The sequence below is a fragment of the Streptomyces sp. NPDC110618 genome (assembly GCF_055657065.1).
The window spans coordinates 172,136-186,985 of the sequence record NZ_JBVKBN010000007.1 but is presented as its reverse complement, the minus strand read 5'-3'; the positions used below and the strand labels follow the sequence as shown (position 1 = coordinate 186,985).

Annotated in this window: 13 protein-coding genes; 12 read left to right on the top strand and 1 reads right to left on the bottom strand. The window is 72.7% G+C overall.

The window, feature by feature from the left end:
* Positions 1-61: 61 nt before the first annotated feature.
* A complete protein-coding gene (locus ACZ7L7_RS15945; RefSeq protein ID WP_471592622.1) occupies positions 62-826 on the top strand; it encodes an SDR family NAD(P)-dependent oxidoreductase in 765 nt (254 codons plus the stop codon).
* A 443-nt stretch (positions 827-1,269) separates the two neighbouring features.
* Here the strand turns inward: ACZ7L7_RS15945 and ACZ7L7_RS15940 are convergent, their stop codons facing one another.
* Positions 1,270-2,211 (bottom strand): ScbA/BarX family gamma-butyrolactone biosynthesis protein, encoded by a 942-nt coding sequence (locus ACZ7L7_RS15940; RefSeq protein WP_471431441.1) that lies wholly within the window; start codon positions 2,209-2,211, stop codon positions 1,270-1,272.
* A 220-nt stretch (positions 2,212-2,431) separates the two neighbouring features.
* Between ACZ7L7_RS15940 and ACZ7L7_RS15935 the strand changes: the two genes are divergently transcribed.
* The 11 genes from ACZ7L7_RS15935 (at position 2,432) to ACZ7L7_RS15885 (ending at position 14,841) form a co-directional block, all read left to right on the top strand.
* On the top strand, positions 2,432-3,097 hold the full coding sequence (locus tag ACZ7L7_RS15935) for a ScbR family autoregulator-binding transcription factor (protein WP_285514402.1): 666 nt from the start codon (positions 2,432-2,434) through the stop codon (positions 3,095-3,097).
* A gap of 47 nt (positions 3,098-3,144) precedes the next feature.
* The gene (locus tag ACZ7L7_RS15930; RefSeq protein WP_285514401.1) at positions 3,145-3,462 is read left to right on the top strand and encodes a LysR family transcriptional regulator; all 318 of its coding nucleotides are present in this window, start codon (positions 3,145-3,147) and stop codon (positions 3,460-3,462) included.
* A gap of 442 nt (positions 3,463-3,904) precedes the next feature.
* On the top strand, positions 3,905-5,293 hold the full coding sequence (locus ACZ7L7_RS15925; protein WP_453605020.1) for a class II 3-deoxy-7-phosphoheptulonate synthase: 1,389 nt from the start codon (positions 3,905-3,907) through the stop codon (positions 5,291-5,293).
* A gap of 166 nt (positions 5,294-5,459) precedes the next feature.
* Entirely contained in the window at positions 5,460-6,449 is a 990-nt protein-coding gene (locus ACZ7L7_RS15920; protein ID WP_285514399.1) for a helix-turn-helix domain-containing protein, read from the top strand.
* Positions 6,446-6,655: a hypothetical protein gene (locus ACZ7L7_RS15915; RefSeq protein ID WP_453605021.1), complete on the top strand. Its 210-nt coding sequence runs from the start codon at positions 6,446-6,448 to the stop codon at positions 6,653-6,655. Before ACZ7L7_RS15920 ends, ACZ7L7_RS15915 begins: the two co-directional genes overlap by 4 nt.
* Entirely contained in the window at positions 6,652-9,273 is a 2,622-nt protein-coding gene (locus tag ACZ7L7_RS15910) for an AfsR/SARP family transcriptional regulator (protein WP_472076142.1), read from the top strand. Before ACZ7L7_RS15915 ends, ACZ7L7_RS15910 begins: the two co-directional genes overlap by 4 nt.
* A 448-nt stretch (positions 9,274-9,721) precedes the next feature.
* Positions 9,722-10,609 (top strand): alpha/beta fold hydrolase, encoded by an 888-nt coding sequence (locus ACZ7L7_RS15905; protein WP_285514396.1) that lies wholly within the window; start codon positions 9,722-9,724, stop codon positions 10,607-10,609.
* 155 nt (positions 10,610-10,764) lie between these two features.
* Positions 10,765-11,910, top strand: a complete 1,146-nt coding sequence (locus tag ACZ7L7_RS15900) for an SDR family oxidoreductase (RefSeq protein WP_285514395.1) — start codon at positions 10,765-10,767, stop codon at positions 11,908-11,910.
* An 80-nt stretch (positions 11,911-11,990) separates the two neighbouring features.
* On the top strand, positions 11,991-12,275 hold the full coding sequence (locus ACZ7L7_RS15895; RefSeq protein ID WP_453605025.1) for a hypothetical protein: 285 nt from the start codon (positions 11,991-11,993) through the stop codon (positions 12,273-12,275).
* Positions 12,275-13,840, top strand: a complete 1,566-nt coding sequence (locus ACZ7L7_RS15890; RefSeq protein WP_472076139.1) for a class I adenylate-forming enzyme family protein — start codon at positions 12,275-12,277, stop codon at positions 13,838-13,840. Before ACZ7L7_RS15895 ends, ACZ7L7_RS15890 begins: the two co-directional genes overlap by 1 nt.
* Positions 13,837-14,841: a transglutaminase-like domain-containing protein gene (locus ACZ7L7_RS15885; RefSeq protein ID WP_285514392.1), complete on the top strand. Its 1,005-nt coding sequence runs from the start codon at positions 13,837-13,839 to the stop codon at positions 14,839-14,841. The genes ACZ7L7_RS15890 and ACZ7L7_RS15885 overlap by 4 nt, the downstream gene beginning before the upstream one ends.
* The last annotated feature ends 9 nt before the right edge of the window (positions 14,842-14,850 follow it).

Below are 14,850 nucleotides of genomic sequence, written 5' to 3'. Positions count from 1 at the left end.
ATTCGAGTCAGATTTGAGCGCGACGCGAATCACGGACTTAAATCACGGGTAATGTGAGGCCATGCGCTACGGCGGACTTCTGCACGGAAAACACGCGTTCATCACGGGCGCGAGCAGCGGGATCGGCGCCGCGGCGGCCCGGGTCTTCTGCCGGGAGGGCGCCGCGGTCACCCTGGCCGCCCGCCGCGAGGAGCGGCTCGCGAAACTGGTGGGCGAACTGTGCGCCGAGGGCGGGAAAGCCCAGTACGTGGTGGTTGACGTGGTGGAGAAAGCGCAGGTCGAGGAGGGGATCGCGCGGGCCGTGGAGAGCTTCGGGCGGCTCGATGTGGCGTTCAACAACGCCGGGGTCGGGGCCGAGGGAACGCCCATGCACCTGATGGGTGACGAGGTCTACGACACCGTCATGGACACCAATGTCCGCGGAATGTGGAATTGCCTGCGCCAGGAAGTCGCGGCGATGCTGGAGCACGGTGGCTCCATTGTCAACACGAGCAGTACGGCGGGGCTTGTGGCAACCCCGGTCGCCGCCCCGTACATAGCCGCCAAGCATGCTGTCATCGGATTGACGAAAGCGGTCGCCGCGGAATATTCGGCGAGCGGAATTCGGGTCAACGCGATTGTGCCCGGGGCGACGCACAGCGAAATGCTGGACACGTGGATGGCGCGGGTTCCCGGGGTCGCGGAGGAAATGGCGCGGGCGGCGCTGCTGCCGCGGATCGCGGTGCCGGAGGAGATCGCCGAGGCGGCGGCCTGGCTGAGCAGCGACCGGGCCTCGTTCGTGGTCGGCGCGACGGTGCCGGTGGACGGCGGGTGGACGGTGCGGTGAGCGGCGGACGTCCGGACCGGTTCGGTGCGAGGACGAAGGCGGGCGCCGGGACGGTCGGCCGGCCGGTGGGGCTGCGTCGGTGCGGGTCATGGGACGAGCTCCTGTGCTGTGGCGGAACTGAAGGTGCGGTGCCCGGCGCTGGGCCGGGGTCGAGCGAAGGGCGGTGCCGGTGGAGGGCGGAAGCGGACGGGACCGTGCGCGGATCCACGTATGCCGGGGTACGGATGTGCGGATCGGGCGCCGGGAGCGGTTGGGTGCGGGCGGCGGGCGGACGCGGGAACGGTGTGCGGGCCGGGTGGCCGGCCGGGTTCCGGCGCGGGGCGGGCGACGGGGCCGATGGTGCGCGTATTAGAGGTGGGGCGCGTACTGCTCGTACGGGAGGTGGCGCGCTCGGTGCCGACGGAGGGTCGGCCCACCTGGGGGCTCGGCGGTCGCCCGGCGGGCTAGCCGGCCCCGGCCGAGCCGCGGAAGAGGATCTCGAAGACCTGCTCACCACCCTGGTGGCCGGTGACGGACAGCGTGTATCCGCCGTCGGCCTCCTCGGTGAGGTCGGTCCGGACCGTGCAGGGCGCGTCGAACTCGACGTAGCGCGAGCAGGAGACGACGCAGGAGAAGGGGCGGAAGGGGCGAGGTCCGAAGGTCAGGTGCGCGGCCTGCTGGGCGGCGTCGAGGAGGACCATCGCGGGCATGTGGTCGTTCGGGTGGTCGAACATCAGCGGGTTCGACACATCGGCCCGCAGCAGCCACTCGTCGGGTGCGTCCCCGGCGGACAGCGCGACGTCGCAGGCGTGGGTCCGGCCGACGGAGTGCGGCGGCAGGGGGGCGGGCAGCGGCGCGGCCAGTGCGGCCGGCCAGGCGGTCTCGGTACGGCCGCGGCGCAGTCGGCGGTAGACCTCGGGGGTCATGACGGAGCACTCTCCGCCGCCGGTGCCGATGATCTCGCCGCCGGCGCGGATGACCACCCGGGCCTCCAGGGCGGACGGGATGCCGCGGCGGTGTTTCACGTCATGGACGGATACGTCCAGTTCGAGCTGGGAGGGCGCGCCTGGGGCGAGTAACCGGGCCGGGTCGATGCGGTGGTGGGCGGTGGAGACGAGGAACTGGTGGCCGAGCGGGACCCCGAGGCCGTCGTGCGCGACCAGGATCACGGCCTGGCGTATGGACTCGATGACCAGTGAGGGCAGGAAGTCGCCGTCCTGGTCGGTGAAGCGGCGGTGGTCCGCGGGCCAGTGGGTGAAGACGGTGTAGTGGCTCTCGTCGAGCTTCGTGATGCCGGTCGGCAGCACGTCCTTGCGGTCGGTGCGGTGTACGAGCCGGGTGTCGACGGCCGTCGCGGGCGGCAGGATGTGCGGCCTGACCGGTGCTGCCGGCCTGACCGGAAACACCGGTCTCCTGATCCCCCCGTGGCGGTGTCGGCCCCTGTGAATACCAATGTTCGTGGTCATTGCTCTTCCTTCTGGAACGAGAAGGTGCATGACGGGTGACTGGTTCCAACCCCGCCGGTAAGATACGCGCATGCGGGTATGTTTTTCAATGAGAGCGGGTGGTTCCGCATAAGCGCCCGCTCTGGACACTCCATCAACTACGACGAAGGAAGGGGGCCCAGTGGCACAGCAGGATCGAGCCATCAGGACACGTCAGGCGATTCTGGAGGCGGCCGGTGAGGTCTTCGCCGAGTGCGGCTACGCCGCCACCAGGATCTCGGACGTCTACCAGCGATGCGGTGTGACGAAGGGCGCCTTCTACTTCCACTTCACCTCCAAGGCCGAGCTGGCGCAGGCGGTGCTGGACGAGCAAGTGGCGGACCAGATCCGGTACTTCGCCCCGCCGCAGGAGCCCGGGGCGCCCAAGCTCCAGGAGTGGGTGGACGTCACCCTGCTCGTGGCGCACCGGCTCACCTTCGACCGGATGCTCCAGGGCAGCATCCGCCTCGCGGTGGACCAGGGGCACGACGTCATCGACCGCAAGGTGCCGTACCAGGCCTGGATCGAGGTGAGCACCCGGCTGCTGGGGGAGGCCCAGGAGCGGGGCGAACTGGTGCCGGGGATCGATGTGGCGACCGTGTCCGAGGCGGCGGTCGGCGCCTTCACCGGGGTGCAGCTGCTGTCGGAGATCATGACGAACCGGGCGGACGTGGAGGAGCGGATCGCCGTTCTCTACGACCTGATGGCCCGGTCACTGGGCCGGCCCGAGGTGTACGGCCGGCTCGACATCACCGCGGAACGCGGCAAGGCGCTCTCGCGCGGTGCCGCCGTCTCCGGCTCCGTCTGAGGCGTCTTCCGGGCGGCCCCGACGGGGCCGGTCGAAGGGAGCGGCACATGCAGATCCAGCAGCTACGGGCATTTCGCGAGGTGGCGGCCGAGTTGAGCGTGACCCGGGCGGCCCGCAACCTCAACTACGCGCAGTCGACGGTGACGGCGCAGATCCAGGGGCTTGAGGAGTCGGTCGGGGCGGCGCTGTTCGACCGCAGCCACCGGCGGCTGGCGCTGACCGAGGCGGGGGCGCGGCTGCTGCCGTACGCCCGGATCATCATCGACGCGGCGGAGGAGGGGCGGCGGGCGGTGTCCGCGGCACAGGCGACGCCCCGCTGCGACGGGCGGGTCCGCCGGGTGCGGCGGGCGCGTGTGCCGTCGTGACCGTTCCCGCCGTAGCTGTGCGGAACTGGTCCTTCATGTGGTTGCCGACGATTGGGGAGTGACCGGAAGAGATCCTTGTGCTGGAACTGGGTAAGCCCGACGCCCTCGGAATGTGAGATTCCGGGGGCGTTGTCCGTTCGCGCGTATTTCGGCAAGGGGCGGTGCGCGGTGCGGCAACCGGGCGGGCGGGGGCGTTCGTAGAGTCGGGGCATCGCGGTGAGTCCGGGGCCGTTGACGGGCCGGACGCCGCTCGCCCCCCATCGCGGCCCTCCCCCCGACCGGCGTCCTCCTCGTACATCCCCCGGCGAGGAGTGCCCCGGCGGCGGGAGGGCCGCTTCGTACCCCGGAGCCGTGACGCAACCCGGAGCCCGTGACGCAGCGGGCGATCCGCCGCACACGCGATCCGACACCTTCCCCGGACACAAGTGAGGCACAGCTCGATATGAATGCTGATCAGCGCATGACGGACGTGGACTCCTGGCGCCGCTTCCCGGCCGCCCAGCAGCCCGAATGGCCCGACCCGGACGCCCTCAAGGGGGTGCTGGCGGAGCTGGCGACCTACCCGCCGCTGGTGTTCGCCGGGGAGTGCGACCAACTGCGCGAGCGCATCGCCCGGGTGGCCCGGGGCGAGGCGTTCCTGCTCCAGGGCGGCGACTGCGCCGAGACCTTCGACGCGATCACCGCCGACCAGGTGCGGGACAAGGTCAAGACGCTGCTGCAGATGGCGGCCGTGCTGACCTACGCCACCTCCGTGCCGGTCGTGAAGATCGGCAGGATCGCCGGGCAGTACTCCAAACCGCGTTCGCAGCCGGTCGAGGTGCGCGGCGACATCACCCTGCCCGTCTACCGCGGTGACGCCGTCAACGGCCAGGAGTTCACCGAGGAGGCCCGCCGGCCCGACCCGGAACGCCTCAAACGGATGTACCACGCCTCCGCCTCCACCCTGAACCTGATCCGGGCCTTCGTCACCGGCGGCTACGGCGATCTGCGCCAGGTGCACGAGTGGAACCGCGACTTCGTCAACAGCTCCCCCGTCGGCGCCCGTTACGAGGCGCTCGCCCGGGACATAGACCGCGCCCTGACCTTCCTCGCCGCCTGCGGCGCGGACCCCGGGGAGTTCCACCTCGCGGAGTTCTACTCCAGCCACGAGGCGCTGCTGCTCGACTACGAGGCCGCCCTGACCCGCATCGACTCGCGCACCGGGCACGCCTACGACGTCTCCGGGCACATGGTGTGGATCGGCGAGCGGACCCGGCAACTCGACCACGCGCACGTGGAGTTCGCGGCCTCCGTGCGCAACCCCGTCGCCGTCAAGCTCGGTCCGACGGTGACCCGGGACGAGGTGCTCGGGCTGATCGACCGGCTCGACCCCGAACGGGAGCCGGGGCGGCTGTCGTTCATCACGCGGATGGGCCGCGACCGGGTGCGCGACGTGCTGCCCGCGCTGGTGGAGGTGGTGACCGAGGCGGAGGCGCCGGTCGCCTGGATCTGCGACCCCATGCACGGCAACACCTTCTCCGCCGCCAGCGGCCACAAGACGCGCCGCTTCGACGACGTACTGGAGGAGGTGACCGGCTTCTTCCAGGCGCACCGGGAGCTGGGCACGCACCCCGGCGGCATCCACATCGAGCTGACCGGGGACGACGTCACCGAGTGCGTGGGCGGCGGCCACCCGATCGGTCTGACCGACCTGCACCGGCGCTACCAGACCGCCTGCGACCCCCGGCTCAACCGGTACCAGGCGCTCGATCTCGCCTTCCAGGTCGCCGAGTTGTACGCCGACCGCGCGGTGCCGGCCGTGCCCGGGCCGCGGCTGGCGCGGGTGGCCTGAGCTGGGTGTTCTCGGCGAGGCCGGGCCGATGACGGTCCGGCCTCGGCGGTGTGCCCGCCCCCGGTGATCCATCGAAACTCTCGATCGAAGTAGAAAACCCGCATGCGGGTATGTTTCCCTGGTAGGGCTTCGACGAGAGCTCCGACATCGGAACAGGGGGTACGCGATGCAACGTGTCAGTGAGGTGAGGCCGCGGCAGGTGCGCCGGTGCACCGCCGATCCGCCGCCCGCCGAGCGCGGCGGACTGCAGATCGTCAGGAACCACGAGGAGATCCTCGAAGGGACCACGGTCCGGCACCGCTTCGGCGAGGTCACCGTCTCGCTGGTGCAGGGCGGTCCCCGCGAACTGGTCCGGCCCGGCCGGCTCATCGCGGACGGGCGCCGCGCCCGGCTGCGGGTGTGCCGTCCGCTGCGCGGCGAGGTCTGGGTCTTCCAGGACGGGCGGCACGGTGTCGTACGGCCGCCGCAGCTGATCTCCTTCGACACCGGACGGCCGTTCAAGGTGATCATGCCGGAGGAGTTCCGGATGGTCGACGTCATGGTGACGCACTCCCTGGTCGGCCTCACCGCCACCGACACCCAGCGGCTCACCGCCCGCGCCTGGAACGGCGACCAGGGCGTCGCCGCGCTGCTGAGCGGCATGCTCGAAGGGCTCGACCGGCACGGGGAGGAAGTGGAGACGGCTGTCGACCTGCTCGGCGGGAGCGTCGCCGGACTGACCGCGGTGCTGTTCGCCGAGCGGATGCGCGAGGTCGCGCCCGACAGCGAGATCGCCCGGCAGGCGCTGATGCTGCGGATCCAGGCGCATGTGCGCGAGCACCTCGCCGAGCCGAGCCTCAGCCCCAACGAGGTGGCCCGGCGGCACAACATCTCGCTGCGCTACCTCCAGAAGATCTTCCAGGAGTTCGGGGTCAGCCCGGCCCGCTGGATCCGCGACGAGCGGCTCGCCCGCTGCCGGTCCGAGCTGGCCGACCCCGCCCTCGACCACCTGCCCGTGGCGCTGATCGGCGAACGGGCGGGCCTGTACGGCGCCTCCCACTTCAGCCGGCTCTTCCGCGGCCGCTACGGGGTCACCCCCAGTGAGTTCCGGAAGGAGCGCCGCGCCATGCACCACCTGGACAGCGACCGCGTTTCGAACGCCGGAGCGCGGTCGTGAGCGCGACGGGTGCCGCCCCGGAGGCGGCGTACGGGACCGTCGAGCACTTCCTCGGGCTGCTGCTGCCGGGCGGACTGCCGCCGGAGTCGGCCTGCCCCGGGCGGCTGGTGTCGGCGCGGACGGTGACCCACCAGGGCGGCCCGGCGCCGCGTGCGGCGGGGCGCGGTGAGCGGCGCACCCGCTCCGGACGCGGGAGGACGACATGACCGCGACCGCCACCGGCCTGTCCGAGCTGCGGATCAAGGTGCTCGGGCCGCTGGAGATCCACGTCGGCGGCGAACCGCGCACCCTCACCGCGCCGATGGCGCGACGGGCGCTGGCCGTGCTGCTGCTGGACGCCAACCACCTGGTCTCCGTGCAGGCCCTCGTCGAGGAGCTGTGGGACGAGGAGCCGCCGCGGCTGGCCCGCAAGACCGTGCAGACCTACATCTACCAACTGCGCCAGGCCCTCAAGGGCAGCGGCGACGGCGACACCGGGGAGCGGCTGGAGACCGGTTCCGGCGGGTACCGGCTGATGGCGCGGCCGGGGGAGCTGGACCTGTGGGAGTTCGAGCAGCGGGTGAACCGGGCCCGGGCCGCGCTGGCCTCCGGAGCGCCGGAGGACGCGGCGCGGCTGCTGCGCGAGGGGCTCGCGCTGTGGCGCGGGGAGCCGTTCGCCGGGCTTGAGGCCGGACCGCTGCTCGCCGCGCGGATCGCGCAGATCGGCGAGGCCCGGCTCGCGGCGCTGGAGCTGCGGATCGAGGCCGATCTCCAACTGGGGCGCCACCAGGGGCTGGTGGCCGAGCTGCGGCGGCTGACCGTGGACCATCCGCTGGACGAGCGGTTCACCGCGCAGCTGATGATCGCGGCGCACCGGTCGGGGCAGCGCAGTACCGCGCTCGACGCGTATCTGCGGCTGCGGCAGCGGCTGGTGGACGAGCTGGGGATCGAGCCGTCGGAACGGTTGCGCAAGCTTCAGCAGGACATCCTGCGGGAGGTGCTGCCCCCGGCGGCGAAGCCGGAACGGCGGCCGGTGCCCGTGCCGTCCGCTCCGGTAGTCGACCAACTTCCCCTGGAGACACCGGACTTCGTGGGGCGTGAGCCGGAGCTGGCCCGTATCGCCGAGGGCGGCGCCGCCGTGGTGACGCTGCTCGGACCGGCGGGCGTGGGCAAGACCGCGCTCGCCGTGCGGGCGGCCCGGGCGATGGCGGGGCGGTTCAAGGACGGGCTGCTGTACGCGTCCCTGCACGATACGGCGGACCGGCCGCGTTCCCCGGAGGCGGTGCTGCGGTCCCTGCTGGACGGGCTCGGCGTCGCGCGGCAGCGGCAGCCGGAGGACACGGAGGGACTGGCCGCGCTGTTCCGGGCGGCGGCGCGGGAGCGTGCGCTGCTGGTGCTGCTCGACGACGCGGCCGGCGCGGACCAGGTGCTGGCGCTGCTGCCGGGCGGGGAGTCCTGCTTGACGGTGGTGACGTCGCGGGTGCGGCTGTCGCTGCCGGGGGCGCGGCGGCTGACGCTGGGGCCGCTGGGGGCGGAGGAGGCGGAGGGCTTCTTCGTCCGCCTGGTGGGGGAGGACCGGGTCGCGGGGCACCGTCCGGCACTCCGTCACGTGCTCGCCCGGCTCGGCGGCGACCCGCTGATGCTGCGGGCCGTGGGCGAGCTGTACGCGGCCCGCCCGATGTGGACGCTGACCGACCTGGCCGAGGGTCTGGTCGACGACGACCGCCTGGTCGCCGAACTCCAGGACGAGGCCTGCGCGGCACCCTCCCGGGCGCACAGTGCCCTGGACCGCCTGCCCCCCTGGCTCCGCGAGGCCGTGTACGCCCTCGCCGCGGCGGAACCCGGCCCCTTCGACACGGAGTACGTCAAGCGCGTGCTCGGCCTGGACACCTGGACGGCCCAGTCCCTGGTGGGCCGCCTGCTGGACCGGCATGTGCTGGTCCTGTCCGACAGCACCCCCGGCGGCTCGGCGATGTTCCGGGTGCCGGAGCTGGTTCGGGTGGGGGTGCTGGCACGGGCTCGGGATGCCGCCGAGCCGACCTCGGGACCGGCCGACTTCGGCCGCGCCGACGCCGTACGGCCCGGGACCGGCGGGGCGGAGGCCGCCTGGTCCGGAGCGGGCCGCGGTGACGGCGGATCGTCCGAGGCCGGGCGGGGCGGCGTCGTACGTACCGAGGCCCGGGGGGCTGCGCGGCGGGTCTGCGCCGTTGCGCCTGGGCTCGGCGATATCGCGGGGTTCGCGACCGGTCCGGCGGACGGCGTCCCGGCCCGAGCCGGGCGGGCGGCCGCCGGGTCGGTTGAGGCGGGGCGTGGGGAGCTGCCCCGGGCCGGGGGTGACGCCGATGGCGTAGGGCCCGGGTCCGGGTCCGGGTGTGCCGACACCGCAACGTCCGGGACCGGCGGGGCGGGGACCGTCGGGTCCGGGGGCGGGACGACTGAGGCCGGGGTCGGGAGTGCTCGGGCCGGCGATGCTCGGCAGGCGTGCCTCAGGGGATCCGAGGACGGGCGGGCGGAGGTGTCCGGCATCGAGGCCGGAACCGATCGGCCACCCGTCGTAGGCGCCGGGGCGGACCACGTCGGCGCGGATGCCGAGGCCCGTCGTGCTCCTGCTCTTGGCGGCGAGGCCGGTCGGGCGTCCGGCGCGGGTGTCGACGCCCGTCGTGCCCCGGTGCTCGGTGCCGGGGCGGACCGGGTGTCCGGCGCGGGTGATGCGGAGCACCGCGTGTCCGGCCACGACGCCGGCCGCGTACCCGTGCACGGGGTCGGGCGGCGTGGGGCCGTCCGGTCACACGGGGCCGGGCAGCCCGGGGCGCCGCGGCGGCGGTCCGTCGGTACCGGGTGCTGAGTCCGTCGGCCCGTTCCGGCCGGGCGCGAGCGTACCGCAAGGGCCCCGCAAGACCCGGCGGTGGCTTCGCCCCTTCGACCCCACCAGGGGGCCTTGCCTCCTGGACCCCCATCGGCCCTGAAGGGGCCTCCCTCAAACGCCGGACGGGCTGGAGGGGCCGGGCCTCGCGGCCACCTGCGGGTGGGTGGGGATCGGCCCTGACGGGGCCTTGACCTCAAGCGCCGGTACCGGGTGCTGAGTTCACCGGCCCGTTCCGGCCAGGCACCGCCGTCCAGGAAGCGCACCCGCAAGACCCCTGGCAACACCGCTGGGAACACCCCCGCACAACCCCTGAAAAACCCCTCCCACCTGCACGTTTCCCCGCCCTTGGATGGGCCTTGGGCGGGTGTTGAACGGGGGCGCGGAGGGTGGTCAACGGCGACGGAAACGAATCATCTAGGAGACCCTCATGACGGACCAGCAGTTCGGTCAGCTCGACGTCCGCTACCTCAACCACTCCGCGCTCGCCCTGCCCGGCGGCGGGGAGCTGTACTACGAGGACAGCGGTGAAGGCCCGGCGGTGACGCTGCTGAACAACTTCTATATCGTCAGCCCGATCTGGCGGAACTTCACCACCGCCCTGGCCGACGACTTCCGGCTCGTCCACTACGACCTGCGCAACCAGGGCGCCTCCAACCCGGGCCCCGAGCCGGTCTCGTTCATGGACCACGTCGAGGACGTGCGCCGTCTGCTGGACCACCTCGGCATCGAGAAGACCTACCTGGTCGGCACGTCCATATCCACCCTCATCGCCCGCGAGTTCGCGCTGAAGTACCCCGAGCGCGTGGCCGGCCTGGTCCTCGTCGGCCCGGCGTTCTCGCCCAACGGCACCCTGCGCCGCAAGCTCGTCAGCCGCTCCTGGCTGGCCAGCCTGGAGTCCGGCGGCACCACCCAGCTCTTCAACCACCTCTACCCGCTGGTCTTCCCGGACCAGATGATCCACGAGGGCGGCACCGCGGCCTACCTGGCGCTCAAGGACAACTTCCTGTCCCTGCTCTCCGTCGGTTCCATCCGCGAGAACCTCCTGGCCTCCCTGGAGATCGAGGACAGCCCCGAGGAACTCGCCCGCCTGGCCGCCCCGACGCTGATCATCAACGGCGACGGCGACTTCGCCTGGAGCGAGTCCGTCATCGAGGACGCCCTCAACCGCATCCCGGACAGCCGCGCCGTCACCCTCAAGCACGCCGGTCACGTGCCGTTCTTCGACGACCCGCAGGGCTTCCAGACCGCCGTCTCCGAGTTCGTACACGAGCTGGAGGCGCGCCGTCCCACCGTGGCCGCCACCGAGGCCGCGTAGCGCGGACGGACGGACGACGGCGCGGGGGCGCCCGGCGAAACCACCGGTGATCCCGGTTCCGGCGCCCCCGGCCCTCGCCCCCCGGACCCACCCGCTGCACCACCGCAGCACCACCCACGACGCACACCACGTCACGACGCTGGAGACAAGCACTCATGACAACACGTCTGTTGACCGGGGCCACCGGCTTCGTCGGCGGAGCCGTGGTCCTCGAACTCCTCGACAAGACCGACGACCCCGTCATCGCACTGGTCCGCGGCAAGGACGACTCCGAGGCGACGCGGCGCCTGCACGACACCCTCTCCGCGATGGCGGACGGCTACGGCCGCTCCGACCTGCGCCCCGAGATCCTGCGCCGGACCGTGGCCGTGCACGGCGACATGACCGTCGACGGCTGCGGGGCCGACGTCTCCGCACTGCCCCCGGTCGACGAGGTCTGGCACTGCGCCGCCTCCCTGCGCTACGAGGAGGAGTACCGCACCGAGATCGAGGCGCAGAACGTCCAGGGCACCGCCAACGTCCTCGACCTCGCCCGCACGGTGGGCGCGAGCACCTTCAACTACGTCTCCACCGCCTATGTCGCGGGCTCCCGCACCGACCTGATCACCGAGGGCCCGGTCACCGACCCGTCGGTGGCCAACAACTGCTACGAGCAGACCAAGATGCGCGCCGAGGCCCTCGTCGAGGCCGCCGCCGGCGACCTGCGGATCCGCATCCTGCGGCCCACCGTCGTCATCGGCCACAGCGTCACCCGGCACGGCCTGAACTGGTCCGGCCTGTACGGCTTCGCGCGTCAGGTGCTGGTGTTCAAGAAGACCGCCTCGCGCAAGCTCGGCACCTTCCTCTCGCACGCCCGGGTCCGGCTGCTCGCCGACCCCGACACCGTGGTCAACCTCGTCCCCGTCGACATCGTCGCCCGCAACGCGGTCGCCATCTCGCTGTCGGACTCCCCGGAGACGTACTTCCACCTCGGCAACTCCGACGGGCCGAAGGTCCGGGACATGGTCACCCAGATCTTCGAACTGCTCGGCCTGCGCGAGCCGTTGTGGGTGGACGACCGGGACGGCTTCACCGCGATCGACGAGGCCCTCGACGGCGGCATGAACTTCTACCGCTCCTACCTGCGCTACAACAAGCGCTTCGACCTCAGCAACACCGCGGCCGTCTGCGGCCCGGACGCCTCCTACGCCCCCACCGGCCCGGAGGAGATGGCCGAGTACCTCCTCTACTACCTGCGCACCCTGCGCGGATTCCAGGAGAACACCGGCAGCGAGCGGGTCGTCCACCCCGTCGCCGCCTGACCGGCCCGCCCCGTCCCCGGTCCGCCCGACGGACCCATCCCTGAGCCTGCGTACCTCCGTAGGCCGTCACTGGAGGAGACATGTACGACAGCACGACGGTCGCGGAGCACCTGCGCGGCCTGCTGGAGAACGCGATCGGCGGCCCGCTGCCGCTGGAGGACCCCGCGGCCCGTGCCGCGTCCCTGTGGAACCTGGGCCTGACCTCGGCGGGCTTCATGCGCCTGCTCGCCGAGGCCGAGGACGCCTTCGGTATCGAGTGGGACCTGGACGAGCCGACCGACGCGTTCTCGTCCTACGACGCCCTGCTCGCCCACGTCACCGCGCACCTGGAGCGCCGCGCCGCCAAGGCGGGGGGTGTCGCGTGATGGCCCGCGTGAACCGCCGGCTCGCGCTGGCCACCGCCCCCGCCGAGGCCGCCCGCCGCCACGGCGCCGTCCCCATCCGTCTCGACAAGCCGCTCGACCTGTTCCCGCAGGCCGGCCGGAACTTCGACTACGCCACCTTCGCCGACCTGGTGGAGGAGGCCGCCACCATGCTCTCCGGCGCGGGCATCCGCGACGGGCAGCGCGTCCTCGTCGTCAAGCAGCCCAACTTCGACATCCCGCTGCTGGCCTTCGCCTGCGCCCGGATCGGCGCCGTGCCGGTGCTGGTGCACTCCGCGGTCGGCTTCCAGGCGCTCGGCGTGATGACCGAGCGGGCCGCCCCGGCGGCCGTCATCAGCGACGCCGTCACCGAGTCGGCCGGGGTGCTCGACTCCGTGGACCCGACGCTGCCCCGCTGGTACGTCGGTGAGCGCGGCGAGCACGGACTGTCGCTGCTGGACACCCAGCGCGGCGCGATCCCGCCCGCCGTGGTGCCGAGCGTGGACACCCCGCAGCTCGTCACCCACAGCTCCGGCACGACCGGCGTGCCCAAGCTGGTGCTGCACTCCGTGCACAGCTTCGCCGGGCACGCCCGGCCGCAGATCACCATCGGCAAGGTGCTGCGGGTGCGCGACCCGTACCTGATGTGCCTGTCGCCGGTGCACGCCCGCTGCATGTCCGGGATGCTCGCCATCCTCGCGCTCGGCCTGCCGCTGGGCTTCCTCACCGACACCTCCCCCGAGAACGCCGCCGACCTGCTCGCCGCGGTCCGGCCCGGCGTGGTGGAGACCGTCCCGAACGCCTTCATCCGCTGGGAGGAGGTCGCCGAGACCCGCCCCGAACTCTTCGCGCAGACCCGGCTGTTCGTCAGCTCCTTCGACGCCGCCCACCCGCGCACCATCCGCACCCTGCTCAAGGCCGCCCGGCCCGGCGCCCGCTACATGCAGGCGTACGGCCAGACCGAGACCGGACCGGTCACCGTCAAGTCGCACAAGCTCAAGAGCCGCTGCGAGCACGGCCGTTGCGTGGGCCGCGGGGTCCTCGGCCACACGAAGATCAGGGTCGTCGACGACGAGGGCGACAAGGCTCCCAAGGGCACCCCGGGCCAGATCTTCGCCCGCTCCTCCGGCGTCACCCCCAGCTACCTCGGCTCCCCCGACCAGCGGGTCGACGGCTGGTGGGCGATGGGCGACTACGGCATGGTCAGCGCCCGCGGCTGTCTGCACCTGTACGACCGGCTGGTGGACCGGGGCAGCGGCGTGGAGAGCCTGCTGGCCGCCGAGGACGACATCCTGGAGGCGCTGCCGCAGCTCACCGAGGTCGCCATCATCCCGATGGGCGACGGCGGCCCCGCCGTCCCGCTGGTGTGCACCCGCGGCGACCTGCCGCTGGACCGCGCCGCCTGGGCCGCGGCCGTCGCCGGACTCCCCGAGCTGTCCCCGCCCGTGCAGTGCCGCTGGGACGACATCCCGCACACCGCGACCTGGAAGGTCAAGCGTCTGGAGGTGGCCCGCCGGCTGGCGGCGGGAGACCTGCCGGTGCTGGCCGCGGCGAGGGAGGAACGATGACGACCGCCCCTCCGCGCCGGACCACCACGGCGACGGAACTCTGGCAGCACTGGCTGCCCGCGGTGGAACGGCTCGTCCCCGTGCCCGAGGAGCACCGCTCGGCCACCCTCGCCCACGAGGAGGCGGCCCGCGAACTCGCCCTCGCCCCGGACGTGCTGGAGCACCTGGTCGGCGCCGGTTTCCCCGCCGAGGACACCCCGGACGGGCTGCGCTACGACTACCACGACGTGATGAACCTCGGCCTCCAGTCCGGCCTCGGCCGCTCCCTGGCCGAGCTCGGCGAACGCCAGTGCATGCGGCTGGCCGCCGGGCAGCCCGAGGGCTGGCTCACCGAGAAGGTCACCCGCATCCGGCTCACCGCCACCTGCTCCGCCGCGGGCTGCACCAGCTGCGTCACCCCGCCCGTACCGGCCGAGCCCGCGCCCAAGCTCTACGAGGGGCGGCTCACCGAGTGGGCCAAGGAACCCGGGCGGGCGGACACCATGCTGGCCACGGTCACCACCCGCGGCCACCGGGACGCCCCGCGCACCGACACCGTCCGCCGTATCCACGACGACCTGCTGGAGCGGCTGGTCTCCGGCGAGTACCAGTACGGCTGGGTGCCCGAGGGCCTGCGTTCCCGGCCCGCCGAGGCGATCGGGCACCGCACCGTGGACTGTGTCGTGGCCGCCTGGCAGATGCAGCGGTGGGCCGAGGAGGCGGGCGTGCGCGCCCGCACCCGGCGCGGCTTCCTGCTCGGCCTGGTCGGTGTCGAGCACGCCTGGACCGAGGTGTTCGAGGAGGGCCGCTGGCTGCTCCTGGACCCGGTGCTGGCGTACCTCGGCTCCCGGCACAAGGCCACCCACCCCGAGTTCGCCGACTTCACCCGAGGTTCGGTGCACAACCGGCTCCTGGTCTGGGACCGGTCCGTCGACGAGTCGCTGGCCGACCACGAGTGCGTGGCCGGCGGACACGTCCGCGTCGACTGCCGTCAGCTCCCCGCCGCCCGTACCCCCGCCTGAGCGTACGGG